Annotated in this window: 16 protein-coding genes; 5 read left to right on the top strand and 11 right to left on the bottom strand. The window is 73.5% G+C overall.

The window, feature by feature from the left end; all coding sequences use genetic code 11:
• Positions 1-4: 4 nt before the first annotated feature.
• Positions 5-1,093, bottom strand: coding sequence for a peptide chain release factor 1 (gene prfA / locus ACTMS2_RS14255; protein ID WP_441175759.1), 1,089 nt, complete (start codon positions 1,091-1,093; stop codon positions 5-7).
• A 97-nt stretch (positions 1,094-1,190) separates the two neighbouring features.
• The gene (gene rpmE, locus ACTMS2_RS14250; RefSeq protein ID WP_088998650.1) at positions 1,191-1,415 is read right to left on the bottom strand and encodes a 50S ribosomal protein L31; all 225 of its coding nucleotides are present in this window, start codon (positions 1,413-1,415) and stop codon (positions 1,191-1,193) included.
• Positions 1,416-1,714: 299 nt separating this feature from the next.
• Here rpmE and ACTMS2_RS14245 point away from each other — a divergent pair, with 299 nt between their 5' ends.
• Complete coding sequence (locus ACTMS2_RS14245) at positions 1,715-2,611, top strand: phosphatase domain-containing protein (RefSeq protein ID WP_441175758.1); 897 nt, start codon at positions 1,715-1,717, stop codon at positions 2,609-2,611.
• A 120-nt stretch (positions 2,612-2,731) separates the two neighbouring features.
• Here the strand turns inward: ACTMS2_RS14245 and ACTMS2_RS14240 are convergent, their stop codons facing one another.
• The 3 genes from ACTMS2_RS14240 to thrB form a co-directional block, all read right to left on the bottom strand.
• Positions 2,732-6,229 carry a phosphodiester glycosidase family protein gene (locus ACTMS2_RS14240; RefSeq protein WP_441175757.1) on the bottom strand — a complete coding sequence of 1,166 codons (3,498 nt, stop codon included), beginning with the start codon at positions 6,227-6,229 and terminating at the stop codon, positions 2,732-2,734.
• Between the two features lie 761 nt (positions 6,230-6,990).
• Complete coding sequence (gene rho, locus ACTMS2_RS14235; RefSeq protein ID WP_441175756.1) at positions 6,991-9,156, bottom strand: transcription termination factor Rho; 2,166 nt, start codon at positions 9,154-9,156, stop codon at positions 6,991-6,993.
• 297 nt (positions 9,157-9,453) lie between these two features.
• A complete protein-coding gene (gene thrB / locus ACTMS2_RS14230) occupies positions 9,454-10,398 on the bottom strand; it encodes a homoserine kinase (RefSeq protein ID WP_441175755.1) in 945 nt (314 codons plus the stop codon).
• A 149-nt stretch (positions 10,399-10,547) separates the two neighbouring features.
• On the opposite strand from thrB, the gene ACTMS2_RS14225 reads away from it, so the two are divergent.
• A complete protein-coding gene (locus ACTMS2_RS14225) occupies positions 10,548-11,063 on the top strand; it encodes a hypothetical protein (protein ID WP_441175754.1) in 516 nt (171 codons plus the stop codon).
• A 12-nt stretch (positions 11,064-11,075) separates the two neighbouring features.
• Here the strand turns inward: ACTMS2_RS14225 and ACTMS2_RS14220 are convergent, their stop codons facing one another.
• The 6 genes from ACTMS2_RS14220 to argS all read right to left on the bottom strand — a co-directional run bounded on the left by ACTMS2_RS14220 (position 11,076) and on the right by argS (position 21,569).
• The gene (locus ACTMS2_RS14220) at positions 11,076-12,320 is read right to left on the bottom strand and encodes an MFS transporter (RefSeq protein WP_441175753.1); all 1,245 of its coding nucleotides are present in this window, start codon (positions 12,318-12,320) and stop codon (positions 11,076-11,078) included.
• Positions 12,321-12,431: 111 nt separating this feature from the next.
• A complete protein-coding gene (locus ACTMS2_RS14215) occupies positions 12,432-15,728 on the bottom strand; it encodes an efflux RND transporter permease subunit (protein WP_441175752.1) in 3,297 nt (1,098 codons plus the stop codon).
• A gap of 161 nt (positions 15,729-15,889) precedes the next feature.
• Positions 15,890-16,939: a threonine synthase gene (thrC, locus tag ACTMS2_RS14210; protein WP_088998644.1), complete on the bottom strand. Its 1,050-nt coding sequence runs from the start codon at positions 16,937-16,939 to the stop codon at positions 15,890-15,892.
• A gap of 250 nt (positions 16,940-17,189) precedes the next feature.
• A complete protein-coding gene (locus ACTMS2_RS14205; protein WP_441175793.1) occupies positions 17,190-18,503 on the bottom strand; it encodes a homoserine dehydrogenase in 1,314 nt (437 codons plus the stop codon).
• Positions 18,504-18,511: 8 nt separating this feature from the next.
• Positions 18,512-19,897 (bottom strand): diaminopimelate decarboxylase, encoded by a 1,386-nt coding sequence (lysA, locus tag ACTMS2_RS14200; protein ID WP_441175751.1) that lies wholly within the window; start codon positions 19,895-19,897, stop codon positions 18,512-18,514.
• A 7-nt stretch (positions 19,898-19,904) separates the two neighbouring features.
• Complete coding sequence (argS, locus tag ACTMS2_RS14195; RefSeq protein WP_441175750.1) at positions 19,905-21,569, bottom strand: arginine--tRNA ligase; 1,665 nt, start codon at positions 21,567-21,569, stop codon at positions 19,905-19,907.
• Between the two features lie 100 nt (positions 21,570-21,669).
• On the opposite strand from argS, the gene ACTMS2_RS14190 reads away from it, so the two are divergent.
• From ACTMS2_RS14190 to ACTMS2_RS14180, 3 genes are all read left to right on the top strand, one after another.
• Positions 21,670-22,515, top strand: a complete 846-nt coding sequence (locus ACTMS2_RS14190) for a DUF3105 domain-containing protein (protein ID WP_441175749.1) — start codon at positions 21,670-21,672, stop codon at positions 22,513-22,515.
• An 8-nt stretch (positions 22,516-22,523) separates the two neighbouring features.
• Entirely contained in the window at positions 22,524-23,186 is a 663-nt protein-coding gene (locus ACTMS2_RS14185) for a DUF305 domain-containing protein (RefSeq protein WP_441175748.1), read from the top strand.
• A gap of 224 nt (positions 23,187-23,410) precedes the next feature.
• A complete protein-coding gene (locus ACTMS2_RS14180) occupies positions 23,411-24,103 on the top strand; it encodes a winged helix-turn-helix domain-containing protein (RefSeq protein ID WP_441175792.1) in 693 nt (230 codons plus the stop codon).
• The last annotated feature ends 207 nt before the right edge of the window (positions 24,104-24,310 follow it).

The following is a 24,310-nucleotide window of genomic DNA, read 5'->3' as shown; positions in this document are numbered from 1 at the left end:
GGGGTCAGCGGCGGGTCAGCTCGGTGTCGCCGGCCAGGCGGGCGGCGCGGTCGGCCTCGGCGAGGGCGTCGAGCACCCCGTCCAGGTCGCCCGCGAGCGCCAGGTCCAGGTTGTACGCGGTGTAGCCGATCCGGTGGTCGGTGATCCGGTTCTGCGGGAAGTTGTAGGTGCGGATGCGCTCGGAGCGGTCCACGGTGCGCACCTGCGCCTTGCGGGCGTCCGAGGCGGCCGCGTCGGCCTGCTCCTGGGCCGCCGCCAGCAGCCGGGCGCGCAGGATCCGCATCGCCTGCTCCCGGTTCTGCAACTGGGACTTCTCGTTCTGGCAGGAGACCACGATGCCGGTCGGGACGTGCGTGATCCGCACCGCCGAGTCGGTCGTGTTCACCGACTGCCCGCCCGGGCCGGACGAGCGAAACACGTCGATACGCAGGTCGTTCGGGTCGATGGTGACGTCGACGTCCTCGGCCTCCGGCAGCACCAGCACGCCGGCGGCGCTCGTGTGGATGCGGCCCTGCGACTCGGTGACGGGTACGCGCTGCACCCGGTGCACGCCGCCCTCCCACTTGAGCCGGGACCAGACGCCGTGGCCGCCCTCGGGCACGCCCTTGGTCTTGATCGCCAGCGAGACGTCCTTCACCCCGCCCAGGTCCGAGTCCTGGGCGTCGATCACCTCGGTGAGCCAGCCGCGCCGCTCGGCGTAGCGGGTGTACATCCGCAGCAGGTCGCCGGCGAACAGGGCGGACTCCTCGCCACCCTCGCCCGCCTTGATCTCGACGATCACGTCCTTGGCGTCGTGCGGGTCGCGTGGGATCAGCAGCTCCGCCAGCCGCTCCTCCAGCCCCGGCAGGCTCGCCGCGATCGACTCCGCCTCGGCGGCGAAGGACGCGTCCTCGGCGACCAGCTCGCGGGCGGCGGCGAGGTCGGCGCGGGCCTGCTCCAGCTCACCGGCCGCCTTGTGCAGCGGCACCAGCTCGGCGTACCGGCGGCCGACCCGGCGGGCGGTGCCCTGGTCGGCGTGGATGGCCGGGTCCGCCAGCCGCTTCTCCAGCTCGGCGTACTCGTCGAGGAGGGCGGCCAGACGCTCGCTGCTCATGCGGGGGAGGCTCCTTCGACGACGAGGGCGGGACCAGGGGGAATACGGACGACGCCCGCGTCCGGCACGAGACCGGACGCGGGCGCCGAACGAGGAGCTACTTGGCCTTCTTGGCCTGAACCTTGGCGTACTTCTGCTGGAACTTCGCCACCCGGCCCGCGGTGTCCAGGACGCGCTGCTTGCCGGTGTAGAACGGGTGGCAGGCGCTGCAGGTCTCGACGTGGATCGAGCCGCCCTTGGCGGTGCTGCGGGTGGTGAACGTGTTGCCGCAGGAGCAGCTGACCTCGGTGGTCACGTACTCCGGGTGGATGTTGGACTTCATCTCGCCTCGGTCCTCTCGTGGGTGGTCGCCGGGTCGCCGTCGGTGTCCGTCGCGGCGTGCGACGGGCTCGGGCGTGAACCGGAACCGGTGGCCGATTGACCAGTGTGCCATGGGCGGACGCCGGCCCGGCAATCGGGCCGCACGGCTGGTCCGGCATCGACAACGCACGCCGCACCTCCCGCATTCCCGCAGCGTGGCCGGGCATTCACCCCGGCACGGCCGCCGTCCGGGCGTGCCCCGCCCGGGGCACGGCGCGGGAGGCGACGGGACCACCGACGACGTACGACACGGAGGAGCCGATGGCCCGCCTGATCGCCACCCGGGGACTGCCCGCCTCCGGCAAGACCACGTTCGCCCGGACGCTCCAGCCGTCCGTGGTCCGCGTCAACCGGGACGACCTGCGCCGGATGCTGCACGGCGAGCGGCTGTTCACCCAGCGGGCGGAGTGGCAGGTCACCGTCGTGCAGCGGGCGCAGGTGGAGGCGCTGCTGCGGATGCGCGCCGACGTCTGCGTCGACGACACCAACCTGCGCTCGCGGACCCTGCGCGACTGGGCCGACCTGGCCGCCCGGCACGGCGCCGAGTTCGAGGTGCACGACTTCACCGACGTGCCGCTGGCGGAGTGCCTGCGCCGCGACGCGGCCCGCCCCGAGGCCGACCGGGTCGGCGAGGCGTGGATCCGCCGGCTGCACGAGCGCTACCTGGAGGGTCGTACGCTGCCGCTGCCCGTGCCGCAGGCCCGGACGGGACGGCCCGCCACGGTGCACGCCCCGTCGACCGAGCCGCCGGAGATCGTGCTGGTCGACATCGACGGCACGGTCGCGCTGAACGTCTCGCGCAGCCCGTACGACATGACCCGGGTCGGCGAGGACGAGCCGAACGCGGCGGTGATCGCGGCGGTGCGGGCGATGCACGCCGCCGGGTACGCGGTGGTGTTCTGCTCGGGCCGGGACGCCACCGCCCGCGCCGCCACCGAGGAGTGGCTGGCCCGGCACGTCCGCGTCCCCTATCTCGGGCTGCACCTGCGCGCCGTCGGCGACCGCCGGAAGGACTCCGTGGTCAAGCGGGAGATCTACGAGCGCGAGATCGCCGGCCGCTACCGGGTGGTCGGCGTCTTCGACGACCGCCAGCAGGTGGTGCGGATGTGGCGCGCCCTCGGCCTCACCGTCTTCCAGGTGGCCGAGGGCGACTTCTGAGCCCTCTCGCGGCCCGGCTCACACGCGGTCCCGGCCGTCGCCCGACCGGCCGGCCCGCGCACTCCGGGAGTGCGGAGGGCCCCTCCGGACGGCAGCCGCCGGAAGGGCCCTCCACACCTGTCAGGCGGCCGGGGCCTGGGCGGCGGCCGTCAGGGTGATCGTGGCCTCGGCGTGCGCGCCGTTGACCGCGACGGCCAGCTTGACCTGGGCGCCGGGGCGCAGGGCCGTGAGCTTGCCGGTGGCCGGGTCGAAGCGGGCCACGTGCCAGGGCCGCAGCCCGAGGATCGAGCCGACGTGCACGTTCGGCGAGGCGGACCAGTCCGCGCTCACCGGCGCCGCCACCGGCACCGTACGCCCGCCGGGCTGGGTCACCGTGGCGGTGACCGTCGCCGGTGCGCCGACCGCGACGCCGGCCGGGGCGGTCAGCGCGAGCGCGTCGACGTGCGCGTGGGTCTCGGCGGCGACCCAGCGCGGGCCCTCGACGAGCGGGTTGCGCCGCGCCCGGTCGGCCTCGGCCGGGCTCACCGGGTCCACCCCGAACTCGGTCCACCCGGTGAAGCCGCCCTGGTCGGCCGGGGTGGAGGGGTTCTTGCCCGCGTTGCCGTTGATCAGGTACGGCACCCCGTCGACCCGGTCGGCGTGGAAGGTGCCGACGTGCCCGCCGACGAACGCGGTCCCCTTGCCGGTGCGGTGCTGGAAGTCGGCCAGCCACTGCTCCAGCAGCGCCGCCTCCTTCCGGTCGCCGAGCTGGCTGGCCTTGGCCGGGCTCGGGTCGCGCGGCGGGTGGTGGTGCAGCACGACCACCGAACCGACGGCCGGGTCGCCGGCCGCCGAGTCGAGCGCCTCGCGCAGCATCCGCACCTGGTCGAAACCGCCGCCGCGCAGCGAGCCGGTCGACGAGTTCAGCGTGACGAACCGGGTGCCCTTGTGGTCGAAGGTGCGCTCGGTGTCGCCGAAGGCGGCCCGGAAGTTGGCGATCGGAGCGCCCATGATCTCGTGGTTGCCGGGCACGTAGTAGTACGGCACCTCGCCGCCGAGCTCCTCGTCCAGCAGCCGCTTGGCCAGCGCGAAGTCCGCCGGGTAGGCGGTGTCCACGAAGTCGCCGTTGATGACCAGGAAGTCCGGCTTCGCGGCCTTGACCTCGCGCAGCGTACGGCGGGCCTGGGCGACCAGGTCGCTGTCCGGGTTCGCCGCGACGAACTGCGCGTCGGACAGGACGGCGAAGCGCCAGGGCGCACCGTCCACAGTGCCGTCACGCAGCACCACCCGGTCGGTACGCGGCTTCTCGGCCGGCACGTCGACCGTCGGCGGCACCTTCGCCACCAGGTCGTCGATGATGACCTCGCTGCGGTACTGCGCGGCGGCGTTGGTCTCCGCCACGTAGAACCGGCGGACCCGCACCGGGTACTGCACCCCGGCGGGGACGGCGAACTCGACGTACTTCCAGCCCGTCCAGGTGATCAGCGGGCCGCGCAGCACGTGCTGGGTGTCCTGCGCGTCGTGCAGGTGCAGGCTGGGCCACTCCCCCGTGCCGTTGCCGTGGATCCACATGCCGAACGCCTGCGGCTGGCCCGGCACCGTGATCCAGGCCGGCGGGTCCGCGTACGCGGCCCGGGTGCCGGTGGACTGGCTGAAGTCGTACGTCATCTTCAGGCCCGTGCCGGTGCGGCCCGGCGCGGGCGCGACGGCGCCGCTGGCCCGGGCCTGGCTGAACTTCCAGGCCGCCGCGTCGTCGAAGCCGGCCACCGGCACGTCGGCGAGCCCGACGGTGACCGGCAGGACGGTGCTGCTGCGGCCGACGTGGACGGTGACCAGCGCCGAGCCGGTGTCCCGCAGAGCGGTGACGGCGAGGTTGCCGTCGGCGGTCGGGGCGATCCTCAGCAGGTCCTTGTCGTAGTCGAGCTTCAGGTCGGCCGGCTCGATCGGGGCGGTGTTGCCCTCGGCGTCGTAGCCGACGACGCCGAACAGCGCGCTGCCCTCGGCACCGGTCAGGCCGACCCGCTCCACGGTGGAGTCGATGCGGGCCAGCGGCCCGAGCACGGTCAGGTCGAGGGCGCCACGGGCCGCGCCCCGCGAGGCGGTGACCGTGGTCTTCCCGGGCAACCCGGCCCGGAACCGGCCCTTGCTGTCGACGATGCCGTGCACCGCCGGGTTGGCCCGCCACATCGGCGCGCCGGCCGCCGGGCCGTACGTCTCGTCGTGCCCGGCGGCGGTGAGCCGCCGGGTCAGGCCGGGGAAGACGCGGTCGGGTCGGCCGCCGCGCACCGGCGCGACGCCCGGGGCGGTCGTCGGGTCGCTGGCGGTCTCCAGCCAGTACCCGGTGAGCCGGCCGCTGCCCTTGGGCGCGTAGATGGCCAGGCCGTTGGGCACGGCACGCTCGCTGCCGTCGGACGGGCTGTTCTCCACCTGCACGGCCGCCGCGCCCGGCTCCCGGGCGAGCAGCGTGGACGAGCCGCCGCCGTCGAGGTTGAGCGCGTGGTGCGCGCCGAGTTCGGCCATCATGCGGCCCATCTCGGTCTGGGTGACGCCGCGGCTGTCGACCTGCCGGCCGTCCACGGTCAACATGATCATGCGTCGGCCGTCGGCGGAGAAGCCGACGGAGGTACGCGGGGCCAGCGACGTGTCGGCGATGCTCTGCACCACCCCGTCGCGGACCAGCACGTTGCCGCCCCCGACCGCCGCGCGCAGGTTGCTGCCGTCGGCCGGCTTGGGCCGGTAGGCGACCGTGACCGCGTCGCCGGGGCGCAGCCCCGCGAGGGCGTCCGCACCCGCGTCGCGGCCGAGCAGCACGGTGGTGCCCGCCGGGATCGCCCCGCTGCCGGCCGTGCCGGCCACGGTGACGACGCGGCCGTCGACCACGGTGACCTCCGTCACGCGGGCGGCGCCGGAAACGGCACGTTCCCGGGTGTACGACCCCCAGAGCGCCGTGAACACACCGATGCCGTTCGCCTGGATCATGTTGTTGAACTGGGTCAACGTCACCGGACCGGTGGGCAGCGTCGCGGTGCCGTCGAAGTTCACCTCGATGACCCGGCCGAGCCCCTCGGTCGTGATCGCGACGGCGTTGCGGTGCCCGCTGACCGCCGACTGGACGAGTTGCCCGTTCCGGATCCCGACGCCCTGGGCGGCGCCGGAGTTGTTGATGTCGAAGAAGTCGCCGTTGACCGCGGCGACCGCCCGGGCCGCGTCGACGGCGCCCCGCAGCGGCTCGGCCCGGCTGACCGCGCCGGAGTTGACGTAGTCCACGGTGAGGCCGCCGGTCAGGTCGGCCGTCAGCGCGTCCGCGCGCAGCCAGCCGTCGGCGTCGTACCGGTCGAAGGAGGTCAGGGCGAGGCCCGGGGCGACCGGGCGGGTGGTCTTCGCGGTCTCCAGCCCGCCGGCCGGCTCCACACCGGTCGGTGCGGCGGCGGCCGACGTGCTCGCGGCGGGATCGCCCGCGAGCGTCACGGAGTCCGCGGAGTACGAGGAGGCACGCGGTGCGTCCTCGGCCGCGGTGACGGAGGGATCGGTGGCCGGAGCGGGCGCACCGGCGTTCGCCGGCACGGTGCCGGCCAGGGTAAGCAGCGGCGTCAGCAGCAGGACGCCTGCGAGCCGGGCGGATCGTCTGCGGGTACGCATGGGCGACAGTCAACCGGACGGTGAATAGAAGTTTCAATACCTGCCAGCCAAAGCGAAGGAAAACTCCGCCCGTCGGGTTGCCACCGCCCCGACGCCCGCCCGCGCCTCGGCTGAGTTGCGGCGCCCCGACCGGCGCCGTCCCCTCGGCCCCGGCGCGGCCCCCGACTCGGCGCGGCACCCCGACTGGGCGCGAGCCCCAGCGCGCCCGCGGCCGCACCGTGGCACGGCGGAGGTTGCGCCCCGCGCCACGGCACCGCACTGCGGCGGGGGGGGCCGCAGGAGTGGGCGCGCGGCCTGCACCGTGTCGCACAGCGGCGCCCGCCCTCTCCACCTCCGGTCACGGAGCGTAAGTCCTCCATGCCCTCTCCTACCTCCAACTCCGTCCCCTTTGCTCTGCATCCACATAGGCACCGGGCACGCACGGTAGGCGTTGCGCATATGGATGCAGAGCAAAGGGAGCAGGGAGAGCAGGGCGGCGGCTTCGGCCCTTTCGGCGAATCGCCTGGTCAGCAGGCGTCAGCAGCGACAGTCCAATCATCGGGACTCGCCACGCGATCACAATCGATCACGCAGAGTGATGCCAGGTCCGTCGCAGGCATTGGTTACCGACAGCAACTCCGGCGGTCGGCATGTCGATGACCCGTGGCGGGCTCTCTCGGCGGCTCCGCCGCCAGAGGTGAGGAGGCCAGGGTTGGGCTCGGAACGCGAGAAGGGCACGGCCAGATGGCCGTGCCCTTCTCGCTCGTCTCACCCGGGCAGGGTCACTCCCCCGGCGTCGACTTCGCGATCTGCATCAGGAACTCGATGTTGGTGCGGGTCTGCTTGAGCTTGTCGAGCAGCAGGTCCAGCGCCGCCTGCGAGTCCAGCGAGTGCAGGACCTTCCGGAGCTTGTGGATGATGGCCAGCTCCTCCGGCGCGAGCAGGATCTCCTCCTTACGCGTGCCGGACGGGTGGATGTCGATGGCCGGGAAGATGCGCTTGTCGGCGATCTTCCGGTCCAGCTTCAGCTCCGCGTTGCCGGTGCCCTTGAACTCCTCGAAGATGACCGTGTCCGCCATGGAACCGGTCTCCACCAGCGCGGTGGCGAGGATGGTCAGCGAGCCGCCGTTCTCGATGTTGCGGGCCGCACCGAGGAAGCGCTTCGGCGGGTAGAGCGCCGTGGAGTCGATACCACCCGACATGATCCGGCCGCTGGCCGGTGCCGCCAGATTGTACGACCGACCGAGGCGGGTCACCGAGTCGAGCAGCACGACCACGTCGTGGCCCAGCTCGACCAGGCGCTTCGCCCGCTCGATCGCCAACTCGGCCACCGTGGTGTGGTCCTGCGGCGGACGGTCGAACGTCGCCGCGATGACCTCACCCTTCACCGACCGCTGCATGTCGGTGACCTCTTCGGGCCGCTCGTCCACCAGCACCACCATCAGGTGGCACTCCGGGTTGTTGTGCGTGATCGCGTTCGCGATGGCCTGGAGCACCATCGTCTTACCCGCCTTCGGCGGCGACACGATCAGCGCACGCTGGCCCTTGCCGAGCGGCATGACCAGGTCGATGACCCGGGTGGTGAGGATGTGCGGCTCGGTCTCCAACCGCAGTCGCTCCTGCGGGTAGAGCGGGGTGAGCTTGTAGAACTCCGGCCGGCGCTTGGCCTCGTCGGGCTCCATCCCGTTGATGGTGTCCAGCCGCACCAGCGGGTTGTACTTGTCCCGCCGCTGCTCGCCGTCGCGCGAGGCGCGCACCGCACCGGTGATGGCGTCACCGCGCCGCAGGCCGTACTTCTTGATCTGCGACATGGAGACGTAGACGTCGTTCGGGCCCGCCAGGTAGCCGGTGGTCCGCACGAAGGCGTAGTTGTCGAGCACGTCGATGATGCCGGCCACCGGGACGAGCACGTCGTCCTCGCCGACCTGCGGCTCGCGCCCGCCGTCACGCCCGCCGTCGCCGCCCTCGGCACGCTCGCCGCGGCCACGGCGACGGTCCCGGAACCGGCTGCGCCGGCCACGCCGGCCGCCGCCCTCGTCGTCGTCGCCGTCGTTGTCGCGCTCGACCCGCTGGCCCCGGTCGCCGCGCTCGTTACGGTCGCGGTCGCCCCGCTCGGCACGCTCGCCACGGTCGTTGCGGTCCCCGCGCTCGCCACGGTCGCTCCGCTCGTTGCGGTCCCCGCGCTCGGCACGGTCACCGCGCTCGGCACGGTCACCGCGCTCGTTGCGGTCACCGCGCTCGGCACGGTCACCGCGCTCAGCACGGTCGCCCCGCTCGGCACCGCGCTCGGCACCGCGCTCGGCACGGTCACCGCGCTCGGCACGGTCACCGCGCTCGGCACGCTCGGCGCCCCGCTCGCTGCGGTCGCCACGCTCGGCACGGTCGCCACGCTCAGCACGGTCACGGCCACGGCCCTCGGCACGCTCGCCGACCTCGGCCTCGTCCGTACGCGTCTCGGCCGGACGGGCCTCCGCGGGCCGCTCCGTCGTGGGACGCGTCTCCGTCGGACGGGCCTCCGCGGCCCGCGCCTCGGAGGTGGCGGCCCGGCTGCGCCGGGTCCGGCCACGCGGCTCGGCCTCGACCGCCGCCGGCTCGGCCGGAGCCTGCTCCGCGGCGCGCCGCTCGGCCGCCGGCCGCTCGGTGCTCTCGCGGACCTCGGCGGGGGCCTCTTCCCGGGTGGGAGCGGCAGCGGCCGCGACCTCGGCCCGCGGTCGAGGGGTCCCGGCGGCGCCGCCGCCCTGCCGCTCGGAGATCGCGCTGATCAGCTCGCCCTTGCGCATACGGGCCGTGCCCGAGATGCCGAGCGACGCGGCCAGGCTCTGCAGCTCCGGCAGCAGCATCGCCGACAGGCCGGTGCCGCTACGCCGACGACGGGCGGGGGCGGCGGCGGTGGTGGCATCGCCAGCGACGTTGGAAACATCCGACGTCACGTCGGTGGTGTCGCTCAATGGATTCCTTCCCTCGATAGGCCGGGACTGCCCGGAGTCGAAAAGCAAGGTGGCCGGGCGGCCTCGGTGCACCCGCCTCGCAAGGACGCGTCGCGGGAGTCTGTAACACAGCAGCCGGTCGGTTTCCCGACTCACCAAACGTCGGTGAGCAGGTCTCGCCGTCTGCGGCGACCTGTGAAGACTGCGGTGCGGCGTGGGCCTAGGCAGGGGTGACGGGCTGACCGCCGAAAGCTTCGGGGGTGCGCCGACCCGCAGGGAGATCGCATGCTTCGCGGCTGTGCTAAGTCTAGAGCGTAATCAACTCTTCCGACCTGCGGCAACAGGGTCCCGCTCTGCGTGTCCCAGTCTACCCCGGGCAACCTGTGCTCCGCGCCCGTCTGGATCCAACCGCCAGACCTGCCAACCTGTTCCCGCCTCGAAGCCCTCGGGCGGGTCGCTCAGGGCCAGCACGGTCGGGCCCGCACCGCTGACCACAGCGGCCACACCGGCCTCACGCAGCGCTTTCACCAGGGCGGCGGTGCCCGGCATGCCCGGCGCGCGGTAGTCCTGGTGCAGCCGGTCGACCGTGGCCGGCAGCAGCAGAGCGGGGTCGGCGGTCAGCGCGTGCACCAGCAGCGCGGCCCGGCCGGCGTTGAGCGCCGCGTCGACGTGGGGCACGGTGGCCGGCAGCGCGGCCCGCGCTGCCGCCGTCAGGCCGCGCTCCGCCGGCACGAAGACCATCGGTCGTACGCCGTCGGCGACCGGCAGCGACACCGCGCGGGCGCCGGACGGCTCCGTCCAGGCCAGGGTGAAGCCGCCGAGCAGACACGGCGCCACGTTGTCCGGATGGCCCTCGATCTCCGCGGCAAGGCGCAGGGCGGCGGCGTCGTCGAGGCGTGCCTCCCCGTCGTGGACCAGCGCACGGGCCAGCAGTACGCCGGCGACGATCGCCGCGGACGAGGAGCCCAGCCCGCGGGCCTGCGGGATGCGGTTGACGCACTCCACCGCCAGCCCGGACGGCTGCCCGCCGAGCACGTCGAAGGCCGTACGCATGGCGCGGACGACCAGGTGCCGGTCGTCGGTCGGCAGCTCCCCGGCGCCCTGCCCGGCCACCGCCACCGTGACGCCCTGCGCCGTCACCTCGGCGGCCACGTCGTCGTGCAGCGCCAGGGCGAGCCCCAACGCGTCGAACCCCGGCCCCAGGTTGGCGCTGGTGGCGGGGACCCGGACCCGGACCGGGCCGGAGGTGAAGTTCGTCGGCACGGGCTCATGGTAGGGCTGCGCACCGACGACGCGAATCTCCGCCCGCCGGCTGGGACGGGCCGGACGGCCGACTGCTCCGGTGGCCGGTGGCCGGTGGCGGCACTGTGGTTCCGTTAGCCTGGCCCGACCGACGGCGGCTGGAGGCAGGGATGCGCGAATTCGGGTACCTGGCGACGATGGCCGCCTTCGAGACGCCCACGGTGCTGGTGTTGCTGGTGGGCCTCGTACTGGCCGCGACCGCCGGGCAGCGGTTGCCCCGCAAACCCCGGATGCTGGCGCTGTCCGGGCTCACCGTGCTGCTGGTCAGTGCGCTGCTCGGCGCGGCCTGGACGCTGTTGCTGCCCCGGGTGTTCGGCTCCGACTGGGGGCGCTCGAACTTCCAGCTGCTGAACCTGGCCCACGGCGGGGTGCAGGCTCTGGCGTACCCCCTCGGGACGGGTCTGCTGGTCGCGGCGGTGCTGGCCGGGCGGCGGGCGCGCGGCGCGGAGGCCGGTCCGTTCGGCGACGGTCAGCGGACGCCGGCCGGCCAGCCGGTGCCGGCCGCTCAGCCGGTGCCGCAGGCGGGCGCGGGGTGGGACGCGGCGGGCGGCGCCGACGTGCCGGCGCAGTGGGACGGCCGGTCCCGGCCCGACGCGCCGACGGACACCGCGCCGGACCGACCCTGACCGGCGGGCCGGTCAGCGGGCGGGGGTCGGGGCCGGCTGCCCGGCCGGGTCCGTGAGCGAGAGCCGGCGGGTGGCGATCCGCCAGCCGATCGCGTAGACCACCGTGACCAGACCGCAGGTGGCCAGCACCGCCCGCTCGTCCACGGTGTCCACCACGGCGGCGACCGCGAGCTGGCTGACCGAGACGGCGAGGGTCGCGAGCATCATGTCGGTGGCGAAGACGCGGCCCCGCAGCCGGTCCGGCACCTCGCCCTGTAGGGCGAAGTTCGACATCACCCAGTTGCTGCCGCCCGCGAAGTGGGCGACGAAGACCAGGGCCAGCACCAGCGGGAACCAGCGGGCGACCGAGGTGCCGAGGTAGGCCAGGCCGTAGAGGGACATGGACAACGCGAGCCCGGGCAGCAGCCAGGCCCGGTTGGTCAGCACCCGGCGCATCAGGATCGGCCCGACGAGCGCGCCCGCCCCGCGGACCGCGAAGAGCAGCCCGGTGCCGACAGGGCCTACGCCGTACACCGCCGCGAGCAGCGGAAACACCGTCAGCACGCCGTTGCCGAGGCCGACCGCCGACTTCACGGTGACCAGCGCCAGGACCCTCGGCCGGTGCCCGATGTAGCCCAGCGCCTCCCGGATCGCGGGCCAGGTCCGCTGCACCGGCAGCGCCGCGTCGCGGGGCGCCTGCAACGGCCGGCGGATCAGCGTGGCCAGGCCCGCGGCGACCACCAGGCCCACGGCCGCCACCCAGAAGCAGGCGTACGGGCCGACGGCGGCGCTGAGCACGCCACCGAGGGACGCGCCGACGACGGTCATCGTGCCCCAGGCCGACCCCGCGACGGCGTTGCCGGCGGCCAGCTCGTCGGGGTCGAGCACGTTGGGCAGGGCCGCCTGGGCCGCCGGCGAGTAGAAGGCCTTGGCGACCGCCACCACCCCGATCCCGGCCATCGCCAGCCAGGCCGTTCCGGCGCTGCGTACCCCGAGCAGCAGCAGCACGCCGAGCAGTGCCGCGACGTTCGAAATGATCATGATCTTGCGTCGGTCGAAGCGGTCCGCGATCGTGCCCGTGTACGGCAGCAGCAGCGCCACGATCCCGGTGTCGACGGCGAGCACCAGCGCGCCCCACACGCCGCTGCCCGTCAGGTCCGGCAGCAGCACCAGCAGCGGCACCATGACGAACCAGTCGGCGCCGAAGACCACCAGCTCGGCGAGGAACAGATTGCGGAAGTTGCGGTTGTGGGTGAGGACCGAGACGGTGGACGGCACGTCCGGGACCCTACCCGGCGGCGACCGGCGGGCCGGGCGTACGGCGGGTACCTGACCGAACGCGAACACCCCCGGCGGGTGGGACCCGCCGGGGGTGTTCGCGGACCGCCGTTACTCGGCCGGCGGCAGCGGGGACTTGCGGCTCTTCGGCAGCCGCAGCACCTCGAACTGGTCGGTGCCGTCCACCAGCGCGCCCGACGGCGTCGGCCGGGGCGCCGGGGCGTCTGCGGCCTCGGCGTCGGCGGTGGACGCCGGGCCCGCGGCGGGCACCGGGACCGGCTCGGCGGCGGGCGCCCCGCCGTCGTCGCCGGCCGGGTCCGCCGGGGTGGCCGGCGCCGCACCAACGGAGCGGCGGGCCCGCCGGGACCGGAACGACTCCTTGGTGTTCTCCGCCATCGCGTAGAGCGTCGGCACCAGGATCAGGGTGAGCAGCGTCGAGCTGAGCAGACCACCGATCACCACGATGGCCAGCGGCTTGGAGATGAAGCCGCCCTCCCCGGTGAGGCCGAACGCCATCGGCAGCAGCGCGAAGATGGTGGCGACGGCGGTCATCAGGATCGGCCGCAGCCGGCGCCGGCCGCCCTCGACCACCGCCTCCTGGACGCCCATGCCCTGGGCCCGGTACTGGTTGACCAGGTCCAGCAGCACGATCGCGTTCGTCACCACGATGCCGACCAGCATGAGCACGCCGATCAGCGCCGGCACGCCCAGCGGGGTGCCGGTGGCGAGCAGCAGGCCGATCGCACCGGTCGCCGCGAACGGGATGGAGATCAGCAGGATCAGCGCCTGGACCAGGCTGCGGAACGTCGCCACCATGATCAGGAAGACGATCGCGATGGCCGCGAGCACCGCCAGGCCCAGGTCCGCGAAAGCTTCCTCCTGGTCGGCGCTGACTCCGCCGATCTCGAAGCTCGCCCCCGGCACCTTGATGCCGTCCAGCTTCTTCTGCAACTCCTGCGTGATGGCCCCGAGGTTCGAGCCGGTGGCCGTACCGGTGACGGAGACGCTGCGCTCGCCGTCGATCCGGCTCACCTGCTGCGGGCCCTCGGTCTGGGTGACCTCGGCGATGTCGTCGAGCTTCACCGGCCCGACCGGCATCGCGCGCAGCTCCGCCACCGTGGTCGGCGGCTTGCCCGCGAACCGCAGCACCACGTCCCGCTGCCCCTCGTCGAGCGTGACCTGCCCCAGGGGCGAGCCCCGGAACGCCTGCGCCACCACCTGGCCGACGGCGGCCTCGGTGAGCCCGACCCGGCCGGCGGCGACCCGGTCGACGGTGACGTCGACGCGCGGCACCCGCGTGGCGAGGCTCGTGGAGACGTCCTCGACGCCCGCCAGCCCGGCCATCGCCGTACGGACCTCCTCGGCGGCCCGGGCCAGCGCCTCCTGGTCGGCGCCCTGCACGACCACCTCGATCTGGTTGGCCGCCGCCCCGCCCTGACCGGCGCCGAAGCTGACCTCACCGATGCCCGGGCCCAGCGCGTCGAACTCCCGGCGCAGCTTCTCCCGCATCTGCTGGGCGTCGGTGCCGTCGCCGAGAGCCAGCGACCAGTTGGCGACGTTGTTGCCGCCGCCGCCGAACGGGTTGTCCCCGCCGCCCGCCGTGACCTGGTACGTCTCGACGTCCTCGGTACGCTCCAGCACCGCCTCGATCTGGCGGGCCGCCGCGTCGGTGCCGGCCAGCCCGGTGCCCGCCGGCAGCTCCTGGGTGATGCTCAGCGTGTCCTGGCCGGAGTCGTCGATGAAGTTGGTCTCCAGCTGCCGGGACAGGCCGAAGGTGCCGAAGAGCACGAGCATGCCGAGCCCGAGCGTGATCCACCGGGTGGCCCGCTTGCGGGTGGCGAACCCGATCACCGGCAGGTACGCCCGCTGCAACGGGCTGCGCAGCTCCTTCTCCTCCGCCGCCCGGCGCAGCGCGGCGTCGTCCGCCGTGCCGGCCGGCGGCTTCAGGAACCAGTACGCGAGCACCGGGATGACGGTCAGCGAGACCAGCAGCGAGGCGAGCAGAGCCACCGTGACGGTGATCGCGAACGGCGCGAAGAGCTGCCCGACGAAGCCGCCCACCAGCGCGATCGGCGCGAAGACGGCCACCGTGGTGAGGGTGGACGCGGTCACCGCCCCGGCCACCTCGCGGACGGCGGCGAGGATCGCCTCCCGCTTCGGCTCGCCGTACTCCAGGTGTCTCTTGATGTTCTCCAGCACGACGATCGAGTCGTCGACCACCCGGCCGACCGCGATGGTGAGCGCGCCGAGGGTGAGCAGGTTGAGCGAGTAGTCGCCGATCCAGAGGGCGATCAGCGCGACCACCACCGAGAGCGGGATGGAGACCGCGGTGACCACCGTGGAGCGGACCGACAGCAGGAAGACCAGGATGACCACGACGGCCATGACCAGGCCCAGCAGGCCCTCGGTGGTCAGGGTCTCGATCGACTTCTCGACGAACGGCGCCTGGTCGAAGACGACGGTCAGTTCGGCGCCGGAGGCACCCCGCAGGTCGGCGAGGCGGTCACGGATCTCGTGGGAGATCTCCACCGCGTTGCCGTCCGGCGCCGCGGTGATCGCGATTCCCAGGCTGTCCTTGCCGTTCGTGCGGGTGATCGCGGTGGCCGGGGCGAGCTGCTGCTCGACGGTGGTCACGTCGCCGAGGCGGACCGGGGCCGTCCGGCCCGTCGCCGGCGCGACGACGACGCCACGCAGGTCGTCCAGCGTCGCCAGCCGGGTGCCGACCTGCACGGGGAGGGCGCGGGTGCCGTCGGTCACCGCGCCGGCCGGCACCGTCACGCCGTTGGTCTTCAGCGCCGCGCCGAGGGCGGTCGGCTGGAGCTTCGCGGCCGCCATCTTGGCCGGGTCCGGGGTGACCACCACGACGTCGTCGCGGGCACCGGTCAGCTCGACCGTCCGTACCCCCTCGATCGCCTCCAGCTCCGGCACGACCGTGCCCCGCAGCTTCTCCGCCAGGACGCGCTGGTCGTCACCGCCGGAGGCGGCGAGCACCACCGCGGGCAGGTCGTCGGTGCTGCCGGCGATGACCTGCGGGTCGACCCCCTCCGGCAGCTGCGCGTCGATCCGGTTGAGCGCGGTCTGCATCTTGTTGACGACGTCGTCCAGGTCGGTGCCGAACTCGTACTGGACCTGGACGGTCGCCGATCCCTCGCGGGAGGTCGAGGTGACCTGGTCCAGCCCGGGGATGCCCTGGAGGCTGTTCTCGATCGGCTCGGTGACCTGCGACTCGACCACCTCGGGCCCGGCGCCGGGATAGACCGCGACGATGAACGCGGCCGGGAACTCCAGCGACGGCAGGAGCTGCTGCTTCAGTGACGGTACGGCGAACGCCCCGAACAGCGTGGTCACCACCGCGATGAGGGCGATCAGCCCCCGGTTGGCGAGGCTGAATCTGGCGAGCAGCGACATCGGCGTGACTCACTCCTGGAAAAGGCGGTTGGCGGGGGTACGGATTCTCCCCCACCCCGCGCGGGCGGCCCCGCTCGCCCCTGCCTCCGTCCGATGCACAGGACTCGCTTCCGCCGCGCGGCGTCCCTCCCCGGCACCGTCGGCCCGGCCGACCTCGGGGCTCAGGCCAGGTCGAGACAGCGGGCGGCGGCCAGGGGGTCGTTGGCGATGGTGGTCGGCACCGGAGCGGTGGAGATGGCCCACTCCGGGTCCTTCAGGCCGTGGCCGGTGACCGTGCAGACCACCGTCGAGCCGGCCGGGACCCGACCGGCGGCGGCCTGCTGGAGCAGGCCGGCCACGCTGGCCGCGCTGCCCAGCTCGACGAAGACCCCGACCTCGCGGGCCAGCAGCCGGTACGCGGCCAGGATCTCCCGGTCGGTGACGGCGGCGATCACGCCCCCCGAGGCGTCGCGGGCGTCGACCGCCCTGGTCCAGCTCGCCGGGTTGCCGATCCGGATGGCGGTGGCGATCGTGGACGGCTCGCGGACCACCTGCCCGCTGACGATCGGGGCGGCGCCGGCCGCCTGGAAGCCGTACATCTTCGGGGTGCGGGTGGCGTTGCCGTCCCGCAGCTCCTCGCAGTAGCCCATCCAGTAGGCGGAGACGTTGCCCGCGTTGCCGACCGGCAGGCAGTGGATGTCGGGCGCCTCGCCCAGCGCGTCGACGATCTCGAACGCGGCCGTCTTCTGGCCGTGCAGCCGGTCGATGTTGACCGAGTTGACCAGGGCCACCGGGTAGTCCTGGGCGAGCTTGGCGGCCAGCGACAGGCAGTCGTCGAAGTTGCCGGTGACCTGGAGCAGCTTCGCCCCGTGCACGAGCGCCTGGGCCAGCTTGCCCAGCGCGATCTTGCCCTGCGGCACGAGCACCGCGCAGGTCAGCCCGGCGCGGGCCGCGTACGCCGCGGCGGAGGCGCTGGTGTTGCCGGTGGAGGCGCAGATGATCGCCTTGTTGCCGGCCTCCACGGCCTTCGAGACCGCGAGCGTCATGCCCCGGTCCTTGAACGAGCCGGTCGGGTTGGCGCCCTCCACCTTCAGGTGCACGTCGCAACCGAGCCGGGCGGAGAGCACCGGCGCGGGCAGCAGCGGGGTGTTCCCCTCGTGCAGGGTCACGACCGGGGTGGCGTCGGTGACCGGCAGCCGGTCCCGGTACGCGTCGATCAGACCCCGCCACATGTCGTTCTCCCTCGCCTCGTACCGCCCCGCCGCGCGGGGTGCCCCTTGAGCCTGGACCAGCATCGCCCGGTCGCCGCCGCCGCACCCGCAGTTAACCACCAGGCGAGACGCGTGGGCGCCCGCCCCGCCGGGGCGCCGGGCGGCACCGTCACCGGCCGCCCCGGCCGTGACCCGGAGCCACCGGACGGGTCAGCCCGCGAGCCGGAGGCACCGGCCGGTCAGCCCGCGAGCCCGCCCACCGGCCGGTCGGTCAGAGCCCGCCCTCGACCCGCAGCACGCTCGCCACCGACCGGACGATGTCCAGCCCGCGCAGCTCCCCCACGGTGGCGGCGAGCGCCGCGTCCGGGGCCACGTGGGTGACGATGACCAGGTCGGCGTCCTCGCCCCGGCCGGCCGCGCCGCCGCCCGCCGGGCCCTGCCGCACGGTGGCGATCGAGACGTCGTGCCGGGCGAACACCCCGGCCACCGCCGCCAGCACACCCGGCCGGTCGGCCACGTCGAGGCTGATGTGGTAGCGGGTCAGCGCCTCCCCCATCGGCCGTACGGGCAGGTCGGCGTACGCGCTCTCGCTGGGCGAGCGCACCCCGGCGAGCCGGTTGCGGGAGACCGCCACCACGTCGCCCAGCACCGCGCTGGCCGTCGGCGCGCCGCCCGCGCCCCGGCCGTAGAACATCAGCGGCCCGGCCGCCTCGGCCTCCACGAAGACGGCGTTGAACGCGTCGCCGACGCTGGCCAGCGGGTGGCCCAGCGGGATCATCGCCGGGTGCACCCGCACGCTGACCGTCTCCCGGCCGGCGGCGTCGGCGCCCCGGGCGGCGATGCAGAGCAGCTTGATCGTGCACCCCATCGCCTTGGCGCTGGCCACGTCGGCCGCCGTGACCTCGGTGATGCCCTCCCGGTGCACGTCGGCCGCGCCGACCCGGGTGTGGAACGCCAGCGAGGCGAGGATGGCCGCCTTCGCCGCCGCGTCGAATCCCTCCACGTCGGCGGTCGGGTCGGCCTCGGCGTAGCCCAGCTCGGTGGCCTCCTCCAGCGCCTCCGCGAAGCCGGCGCCGGTGGCGTCCATGGCGGAGAGGATGAAGTTGGTGGTGCCGTTGACGATGCCGGTGACCCGGTTGATCCGGTCGCCGTGCAGCGACTCGCGCAGCGGGCGCAGCAGCGGGATCGCGCCCGCCACGGACGCCTCGTAGTAGAGGTCGCCGCCACCCTCGGCCGCCGCGTCGTGCAGGGCGGCGCCGTCCTCGGCGAGCAGCGCCTTGTTGGCCGTGACCACGCTCTTGCCGGCCCGCAGCGCCTCGACCAGCCAGCCCCGCGCCGGCTCGATGCCGCCGACGACCTCGACGACCACGTCCACGTCGTCGCGCTTGATCAGACCGAGCGCGTCGGTGGTGAACAGGGTCGGGTCGACCGGCAGGTCACCCCGGTCGCGGCCGAGACGGCGTACGGCGATGCCGGCGATCTCCAGCGGGGCGCCGATCCGGGCGGTGAGGTCGGCGGCCTGCTCGTGCAGCAGCCGGACCACCTCGCTACCGACCGTGCCGCAGCCGAGCAGTGCCAGGCGCACAGGTGACGTCATCCCACATCCAATGCGAGCAGGTCCTCTTCGGTCTCCCGCCGGACGATCAGGCGCGCCTGGCCGTCGCGTACCGCGACCACCGGGGGGCGGGGCACGTGGTTGTAGTTGCTGGCCATGCTCCGGCAGTAGGCACCGGTGCCGGGCACCGCGACAAGATCTCCGGGCTGCACGTCGGCGGGCAGGAATTCATCCTTCACCACGATGTCCCCGGACTCACAATGCTTTCCCACCACGCGGGCGAGCATCGGCTCGGCGGCCGACGCCCGGGACGCCAGCGTCGCCGAGTAGGACGCGTCGTAGAGGGCCGTCCGGATGTTGTCGCTCATCCCGCCGTCGACGCTCACGTACGTCCGGATCCCGTCCACGTCCTTGACCGTGCCGACCTCGTAGAGGGTGAACACGGCGGGCCCCACGATCGCCCGGCCCGGCTCGATCGACAGGTGCGGTACCGCCAGCCGCTCCGCGGCGCACTCCGACTCGACGATGCGACGCAGCCGCTTCGCCAGGTCCTGCGGGGCGGCCGGGTCGTCCTGGGTCGTGTACGCGATGCCGAAGCCACCGCCGAGGTCCAGCTCGGGCAGCTCCACCCCGCGTGCGTCGCGGATCTGCGCCTGGAGGCCCAGCACCCGGCGGGCGGAGACCTCGAAGCCGCTGGCGTCGAAGATCTGCGAGCCGATGTGCGAGTGCAGGCCGCGCAGCTCCAGCACGCCGTCGTCGAGCACCCGGAAGGCCGCCTCGGCCGCCGCCCCGCCCGCGAGGGAGAAGCCGAACTTCTGGTCCTCGTGGGCGGTGGCGATGAACTCGTGGGTGTGCGCCTCGACACCGACCGTGACCCGGATCATCACCCGGGGGCGGGCGCCCCGCTCCCGGGCCAGCGCGGTGAGCCGGTCGATCTCGTCGAACGAGTCGAGGATGATGCGGCCCACCCCGGCGTCGAGCGCCCGGGTCAGCTCGCGTACCGACTTGTTGTTGCCGTGGAAGCCGATCCGCTCGGGCGGCATCCCGGCCGACAGCGCGGTGGCCAGCTCGCCCCCCGTGCAGACGTCGAGGTGCAGGCCCTCCTCGGCGATCATCCGGACCACCGCGCGGCAGAGGAAGGCCTTGCCTGCGTAGTAGACGTCGACGCCGTCGAAGCCGGTGCGGAAGTCGCGGCAGCGCGAGCGCAGGTCGTCCTCGTCGAGGACGTACACCGGGGTGCCGAACTCGGCCGCGATGTCGCGCACGCCGAGCCCGGCCACCGCGAGCACGCCGTCGCCGCCGCGCGCGACGTTGCGCGGCCACAGCTGCGGCACGAGGGCGTTGACGTCGACCGGGGCACGCAGCCACGCCGGCCCCCGGCTGCCGATGTCACCGTGCAGCGCACCGGCCTCGTGAGCACGCATCAGTGATCTACATCCTCTCCGGGGCCGAGACGCCCAGCAGGCGCAGGCCGTTGGCGATGACGGTGCGGGTGGCGTCGTTCAGCCAGAGCCGGGCCCGGTGCAGGTCGGTGGTCTCCTCGTCGCCGCGCGGCAGGATCCGGCAGTCGTCGTAGAACCGGTGGTAGGCACCGGCCAGCTCCTCCAGGTAGCGGGCGACCCGGTGCGGGCCCCGCAGCTCGGCCGCCGCCGCCACCACGGCGGGGAACTCGGCGAGCGCCTTGAGCAACTCGTTCTCCTTCTCGTGGCCGAGCAGCTCGGGGCGGAACGCCTCGGCGTCACCCCGGGTCAGGCCCACCTCGGCGGCGTTGCGGCCCACGCTGGCCGTGCGGGCGGCCACGTACTGCACGTAGTAGACCGGGTTGTCGCGGGTGGCCCTGGTCCACAGCTCCACGTCGATGTCGATCGGGGAGTCGCTGGAGTAGCGGGCCAGCGCGTAGCGGGCGGCGTCCACGCCGATGGCGTCGACCAGGTCCTCCAGGGTCACGACCGTGCCGGCCCGCTTGCTCATCCGGACCGGCGCGCCGTCGCGGACGAGGTTGACCATCTGGCCGATCAGGATCTCCAGGTTGCGCTCCGGGTCGTCGCCGAAGCACGCCGACATCGCCTTCATCCGGCCGATGTAGCCGTGGTGGTCGGCGCCCAGCATGATCACGACCCGCTCGAAGCCGCGCTCCCGCTTGTCGAGGTAGTAGGCGCAGTCCGCGGCGAAGTAGGTCCACTCGCCGTTGGACTTGCGCAGCACCCGGTCCTTGTCGTCGCCGAAGTCGGTGGTGCGCAGCCAGGTCGCGCCGTCGGACTCGAACACCCGGCCCTGCTCGCGCAGCCGCTGAAGGGCCAGGTCCAGCTCGCCCCGGTCGTGCAGGTCCTTCTCGTTGAAGTAGGTGTCGAACTCGACGCCGAAGCCGCGCAGCGAGGACTTGATCTCGGCGAACATGAGCTGCACGCCCTCGACCCGGAAGACCTCCTGGGCGGCGGCGTCGTCCAGCTCCAGCACGTCGGGCCGGATGCCGCGCACGGCGTCGGCGATCTCGTTGATGTACGCCCCCGCGTAGCCGTCCTCCGGGGCCGGCTCACCCTTGGCGGCGGCGAGCAGCGAACGGGCGAACCGGTCGATCTGGGAGCCCGCGTCGTTGAAGTAGTATTCCGTGCCCACCTCGGCGCCGGTGGCGCGCAGGAGCCGGCTCAGCGCGTCGCCGACCGCCGCCCAGCGGACGCCGCCGATGTGCACCGGGCCGGTCGGGTTCGCCGAGACGAACTCCAGGTTCATCCGCTGGCCGGCGAGCCGGTCGCTGCGGCCGTACGCCTCGCCCGCCTCGACGATCGCGCGGGCCAGCTGGCCGGCGGCGGCCGCGTCGAGCCGGATGTTGAGGAAGCCCGGGCCGGCGATCTCCACCGACTTGACCCCCGGGGCGCGGCCCAGCTGGCCGGCCAGGGCCGTCGCCAGCTCGCGCGGCGGGACGCCCACCTTCTTGCTGAGCTGGAGAGCCAGCGTGGAGGCGTAGTCGCCGTGCTCGGGGTTGCGGGGTCGCTCGACCACCGTCCGCTCCGGCAGGGCGGAGCGGTCGAGGCCACGCTCGGTGAAGACGGCGTGGGCTGCGGAGAGGACGACCTCGGCGAGTTCTGCGGGAGTCACCGATCCATGTTATCGGGGGTAGACTCGGCACCCGCGGCGGCGACCCAGTGTGTGAGACCGGCCCGCCGGATCCCCTGACCGACCGACCTGACGAGGCACGATGAGCATCAGCACACCGGGTGGCGGCCCCGAGCGGCGCCCGAACGTGGTCAGCACCGGCAAGAAGCCGGCGGCGGGCCGGCCGGCAGCAGGCGCCAAGGCCGGGTCCGGCGCCGCCAAGACCGGGTCCACCGGCGCGAAGACCGGGTCCGGCAAGCCGACGGGCACCCGCCCCGGCGCCGGGGGCAAGGGCCGCAAGCCCATCGCCCCGGTGAAGGTGAGCCAGGGCCGCTCGTGGGGGCCGATCGCGCTCTTCGTCGCCGTGGGTGTGTTGGCCGTGGCGATCATCGGCTACGGCGCCTGGGCGACGTTCCAGGGCGCCAAGCCCTGGGAGGACCGGGCGGACGCGATCGACGGCATCGTCAACTACCGCGAGAAGGACAAGGACCTCGTGGCGGGCGGCAACCACAAGACGGGCCCCATCACCTACACGGTGCTGCCGCCGGTGGCCGGCCCGCACAACGCGGCCTGGCAGAACTGCATGGGTGACGTCTACCCGGCCCAGATCGCCAACGAGCACGCGGTGCACAGCCTGGAGCACGGCACGGTCTGGATCACCTACCGCCCCGACCTGCCCGCCGACCAGGTGACGAAGCTCGCCGACAAGGTGCGGGGCAAGGAGAAGCTGATGCTCAGCCCGTTCGAGGGGCTGGACAAGCCGATCTCGCTCCAGGCGTGGGGCTACCAGCTCAAGGTCGACAACGCCGACGACGGCCGGATCGACGAGTTCATCAAGACGCTGAAGGTCAACGCCTCGGTGGAGGGCCCGACCGCGCTGTGCAGCCAGGGCATCACCGCCACCGGCACCACCCCGCGTGACGACGCCCAGCAGATGCCGCAGGGCTGAGGAGAGCGATGAGCATCCCGACCATGACCGAGACCAGTGAGCCGGCCAGCCCGGCTCCGGAGCAGCGGCGCCCACCGGCCCGCTGGGGCACGGCCGCGCTGGCCCTGGCCGTCGTGGTCGGGCTGCTCCTCGGGTACGCCGGCGGCCTGCTGACGCCCCGGCTGACCCGGCCGGGCGACGCCTCGGCGGAGGCGGGCTTCGCGCGGGACATGATGACCCACCACGCGCAGGCGGTGGAGATGGGTCTGGTCGCCTTCGACAAGGGCAGCGACCCGGAGGTCCGCAGCATCGGTGGCGACATCGCCACCGCCCAGCAGGGCGAGATCGGCACCATGCACACCTGGCTGCGCTCGTGGGGGCTCGACCCGGCGGGCAGCGAGCCGTCGATGTCCTGGATGTCCGACGGCGCCGGCCTGGTCAAGAACGGTCTGATGCCGGGCATGGCGACCCCCGAGGAGATGGCGAAGCTGCACGCGGCGCAGGGCCGGGAGCTGGACGTCCTCTTCCTGCAACTGATGATCAAGCATCACCTGGGTGGCATCCACATGATCGACGGCATCCTCGAGGTCAGCGACGAGCCCGACGTCGTCAGAACGGCGCAGACCATGAAGAACACCCAGCGCAACGACCTCACCAATCTCCAGAACGCGCTCCAGCGGCTGGGCGGCTGACCCGCCCGCGCCGTACCGCTCTTCGTCGAGAGGTCCGTGGCGCCGCCGGTTCACCCGGCGGCCACGGACCTCTCGCCGTCTCGCCGCCGGTCGGCTCGGTGCACACCCGGTGTCCGGTTTATCAGGCTTAGTGATCGGACGAGCGGTCCGACCGATTGCGACACTAAGAGAGTTTTCTCCACACATATCGTGACCAGTTGCGATTCGGGCTCGTTGCGCAGGACGTGGGGGTTGCACTGAGAGACGCACGGCGTTCGGTCACCAGCTGGTGCCGGCGCCACACCATCGGCGGTGACGGGGCGGTGGCAGCCGTCCGTCGCGGACAGCGGCAGGGCGAGCCGGGAACGCTCAGTCGCGAACAGGAGCTCGAACTCATCGACGTCCTGCGGGGCGTCTACCCCGACGAGCTGGGCCTGGACGAGGAGCTGTGGACGCGGCAGAGCCTGCACGCCCTCATCCAGCGCCGCTTCGAGGCTCCCATGGACGCCGGGGCGGTCGGGGCGTACCTGCGGGCCTGGGGGTTGGGCCCGCGCGAACCCCGCGAGCGCGCCTGCGGCCTCTGCGTCGGCGCGGTCGAGCGCTGGGTACGCAGCGAGTACCCGGCCATCACCCGGGCGGCCCAGGAGCACCTCGCCGAGGTCTACTGGATCGGCCGCGTACGCCTGCGCGGGACGATGCCGGCGGCGGACGTCATCTCCGCCGTCTCGTCCCGGGGCCGCGTACGCTTCATGATCACCACACCGTCGGTCGACCCGCCGCTCCCCCGCGACTTCGTGCTGCGGCTCAGCGGCAAGGAGCAGCGGACGGTGCACCTCATCGTCGACGGCTCCTGGCCCCGCAACGAGTGGCCCCGCCGCCTGCCCCGCCGCATCGCGCTGCACCCGCTGCCGAGCTGCGGCCGCGCCGTCGCCGCCTGAAACCGGCGTGACCGGCCGGCGGCGTCGGCGGGTGGAACGTCAGGGGTGTATCCGGCGCCGGGAGACAACCGTCAGGTTCCACTCGCGCCGGCCGAGGGCTTCCGTCGGGCGCGTCCGGCGGCCTTCGGCGCAGGCGCAACGGGCATGGGCGACACGAGGGCGGGCAACGGATACCGATTCGGCGATCCGGGGAGACGTTTGCTAGTC

Origin of the sequence: Micromonospora sp. SD12 (genome assembly GCF_052068495.1) — a bacterium.
GTDB lineage: Bacteria > Actinomycetota > Actinomycetes > Mycobacteriales > Micromonosporaceae > Micromonospora > Micromonospora echinofusca.
This window is presented reverse-complemented; position numbering and strand designations above follow the sequence as displayed.

Bases quoted from the DNA above. Each gene is read 5' to 3' on its own strand.
- ACTMS2_RS14240 (WP_441175757.1), bottom strand. From the start codon at position 6,229: ATGCGTACCCGCAGACGATCCGCCCGGCTCGCAGGCGTCCTGCTGCTG.
- ACTMS2_RS14190 (WP_441175749.1), top strand. From the start codon at position 21,670: ATGAGCATCAGCACACCGGGTGGCGGCCCCGAGCGGCGCCCGAACGTG.
- prfA (WP_441175759.1), bottom strand. From the start codon at position 1,093: ATGAGCAGCGAGCGTCTGGCCGCCCTCCTCGACGAGTACGCCGAGCTG.
- lysA (WP_441175751.1), bottom strand. From the start codon at position 19,897: ATGCGTGCTCACGAGGCCGGTGCGCTGCACGGTGACATCGGCAGCCGG.
- thrC (WP_088998644.1), bottom strand. From the start codon at position 16,939: ATGTGGCGGGGTCTGATCGACGCGTACCGGGACCGGCTGCCGGTCACC.
- rpmE (WP_088998650.1), bottom strand. From the start codon at position 1,415: ATGAAGTCCAACATCCACCCGGAGTACGTGACCACCGAGGTCAGCTGC.
- ACTMS2_RS14215 (WP_441175752.1), bottom strand. From the start codon at position 15,728: ATGTCGCTGCTCGCCAGATTCAGCCTCGCCAACCGGGGGCTGATCGCC.
- ACTMS2_RS14185 (WP_441175748.1), top strand. From the start codon at position 22,524: ATGAGCATCCCGACCATGACCGAGACCAGTGAGCCGGCCAGCCCGGCT.
- ACTMS2_RS14225 (WP_441175754.1), top strand. From the start codon at position 10,548: ATGCGCGAATTCGGGTACCTGGCGACGATGGCCGCCTTCGAGACGCCC.
- ACTMS2_RS14245 (WP_441175758.1), top strand. From the start codon at position 1,715: ATGGCCCGCCTGATCGCCACCCGGGGACTGCCCGCCTCCGGCAAGACC.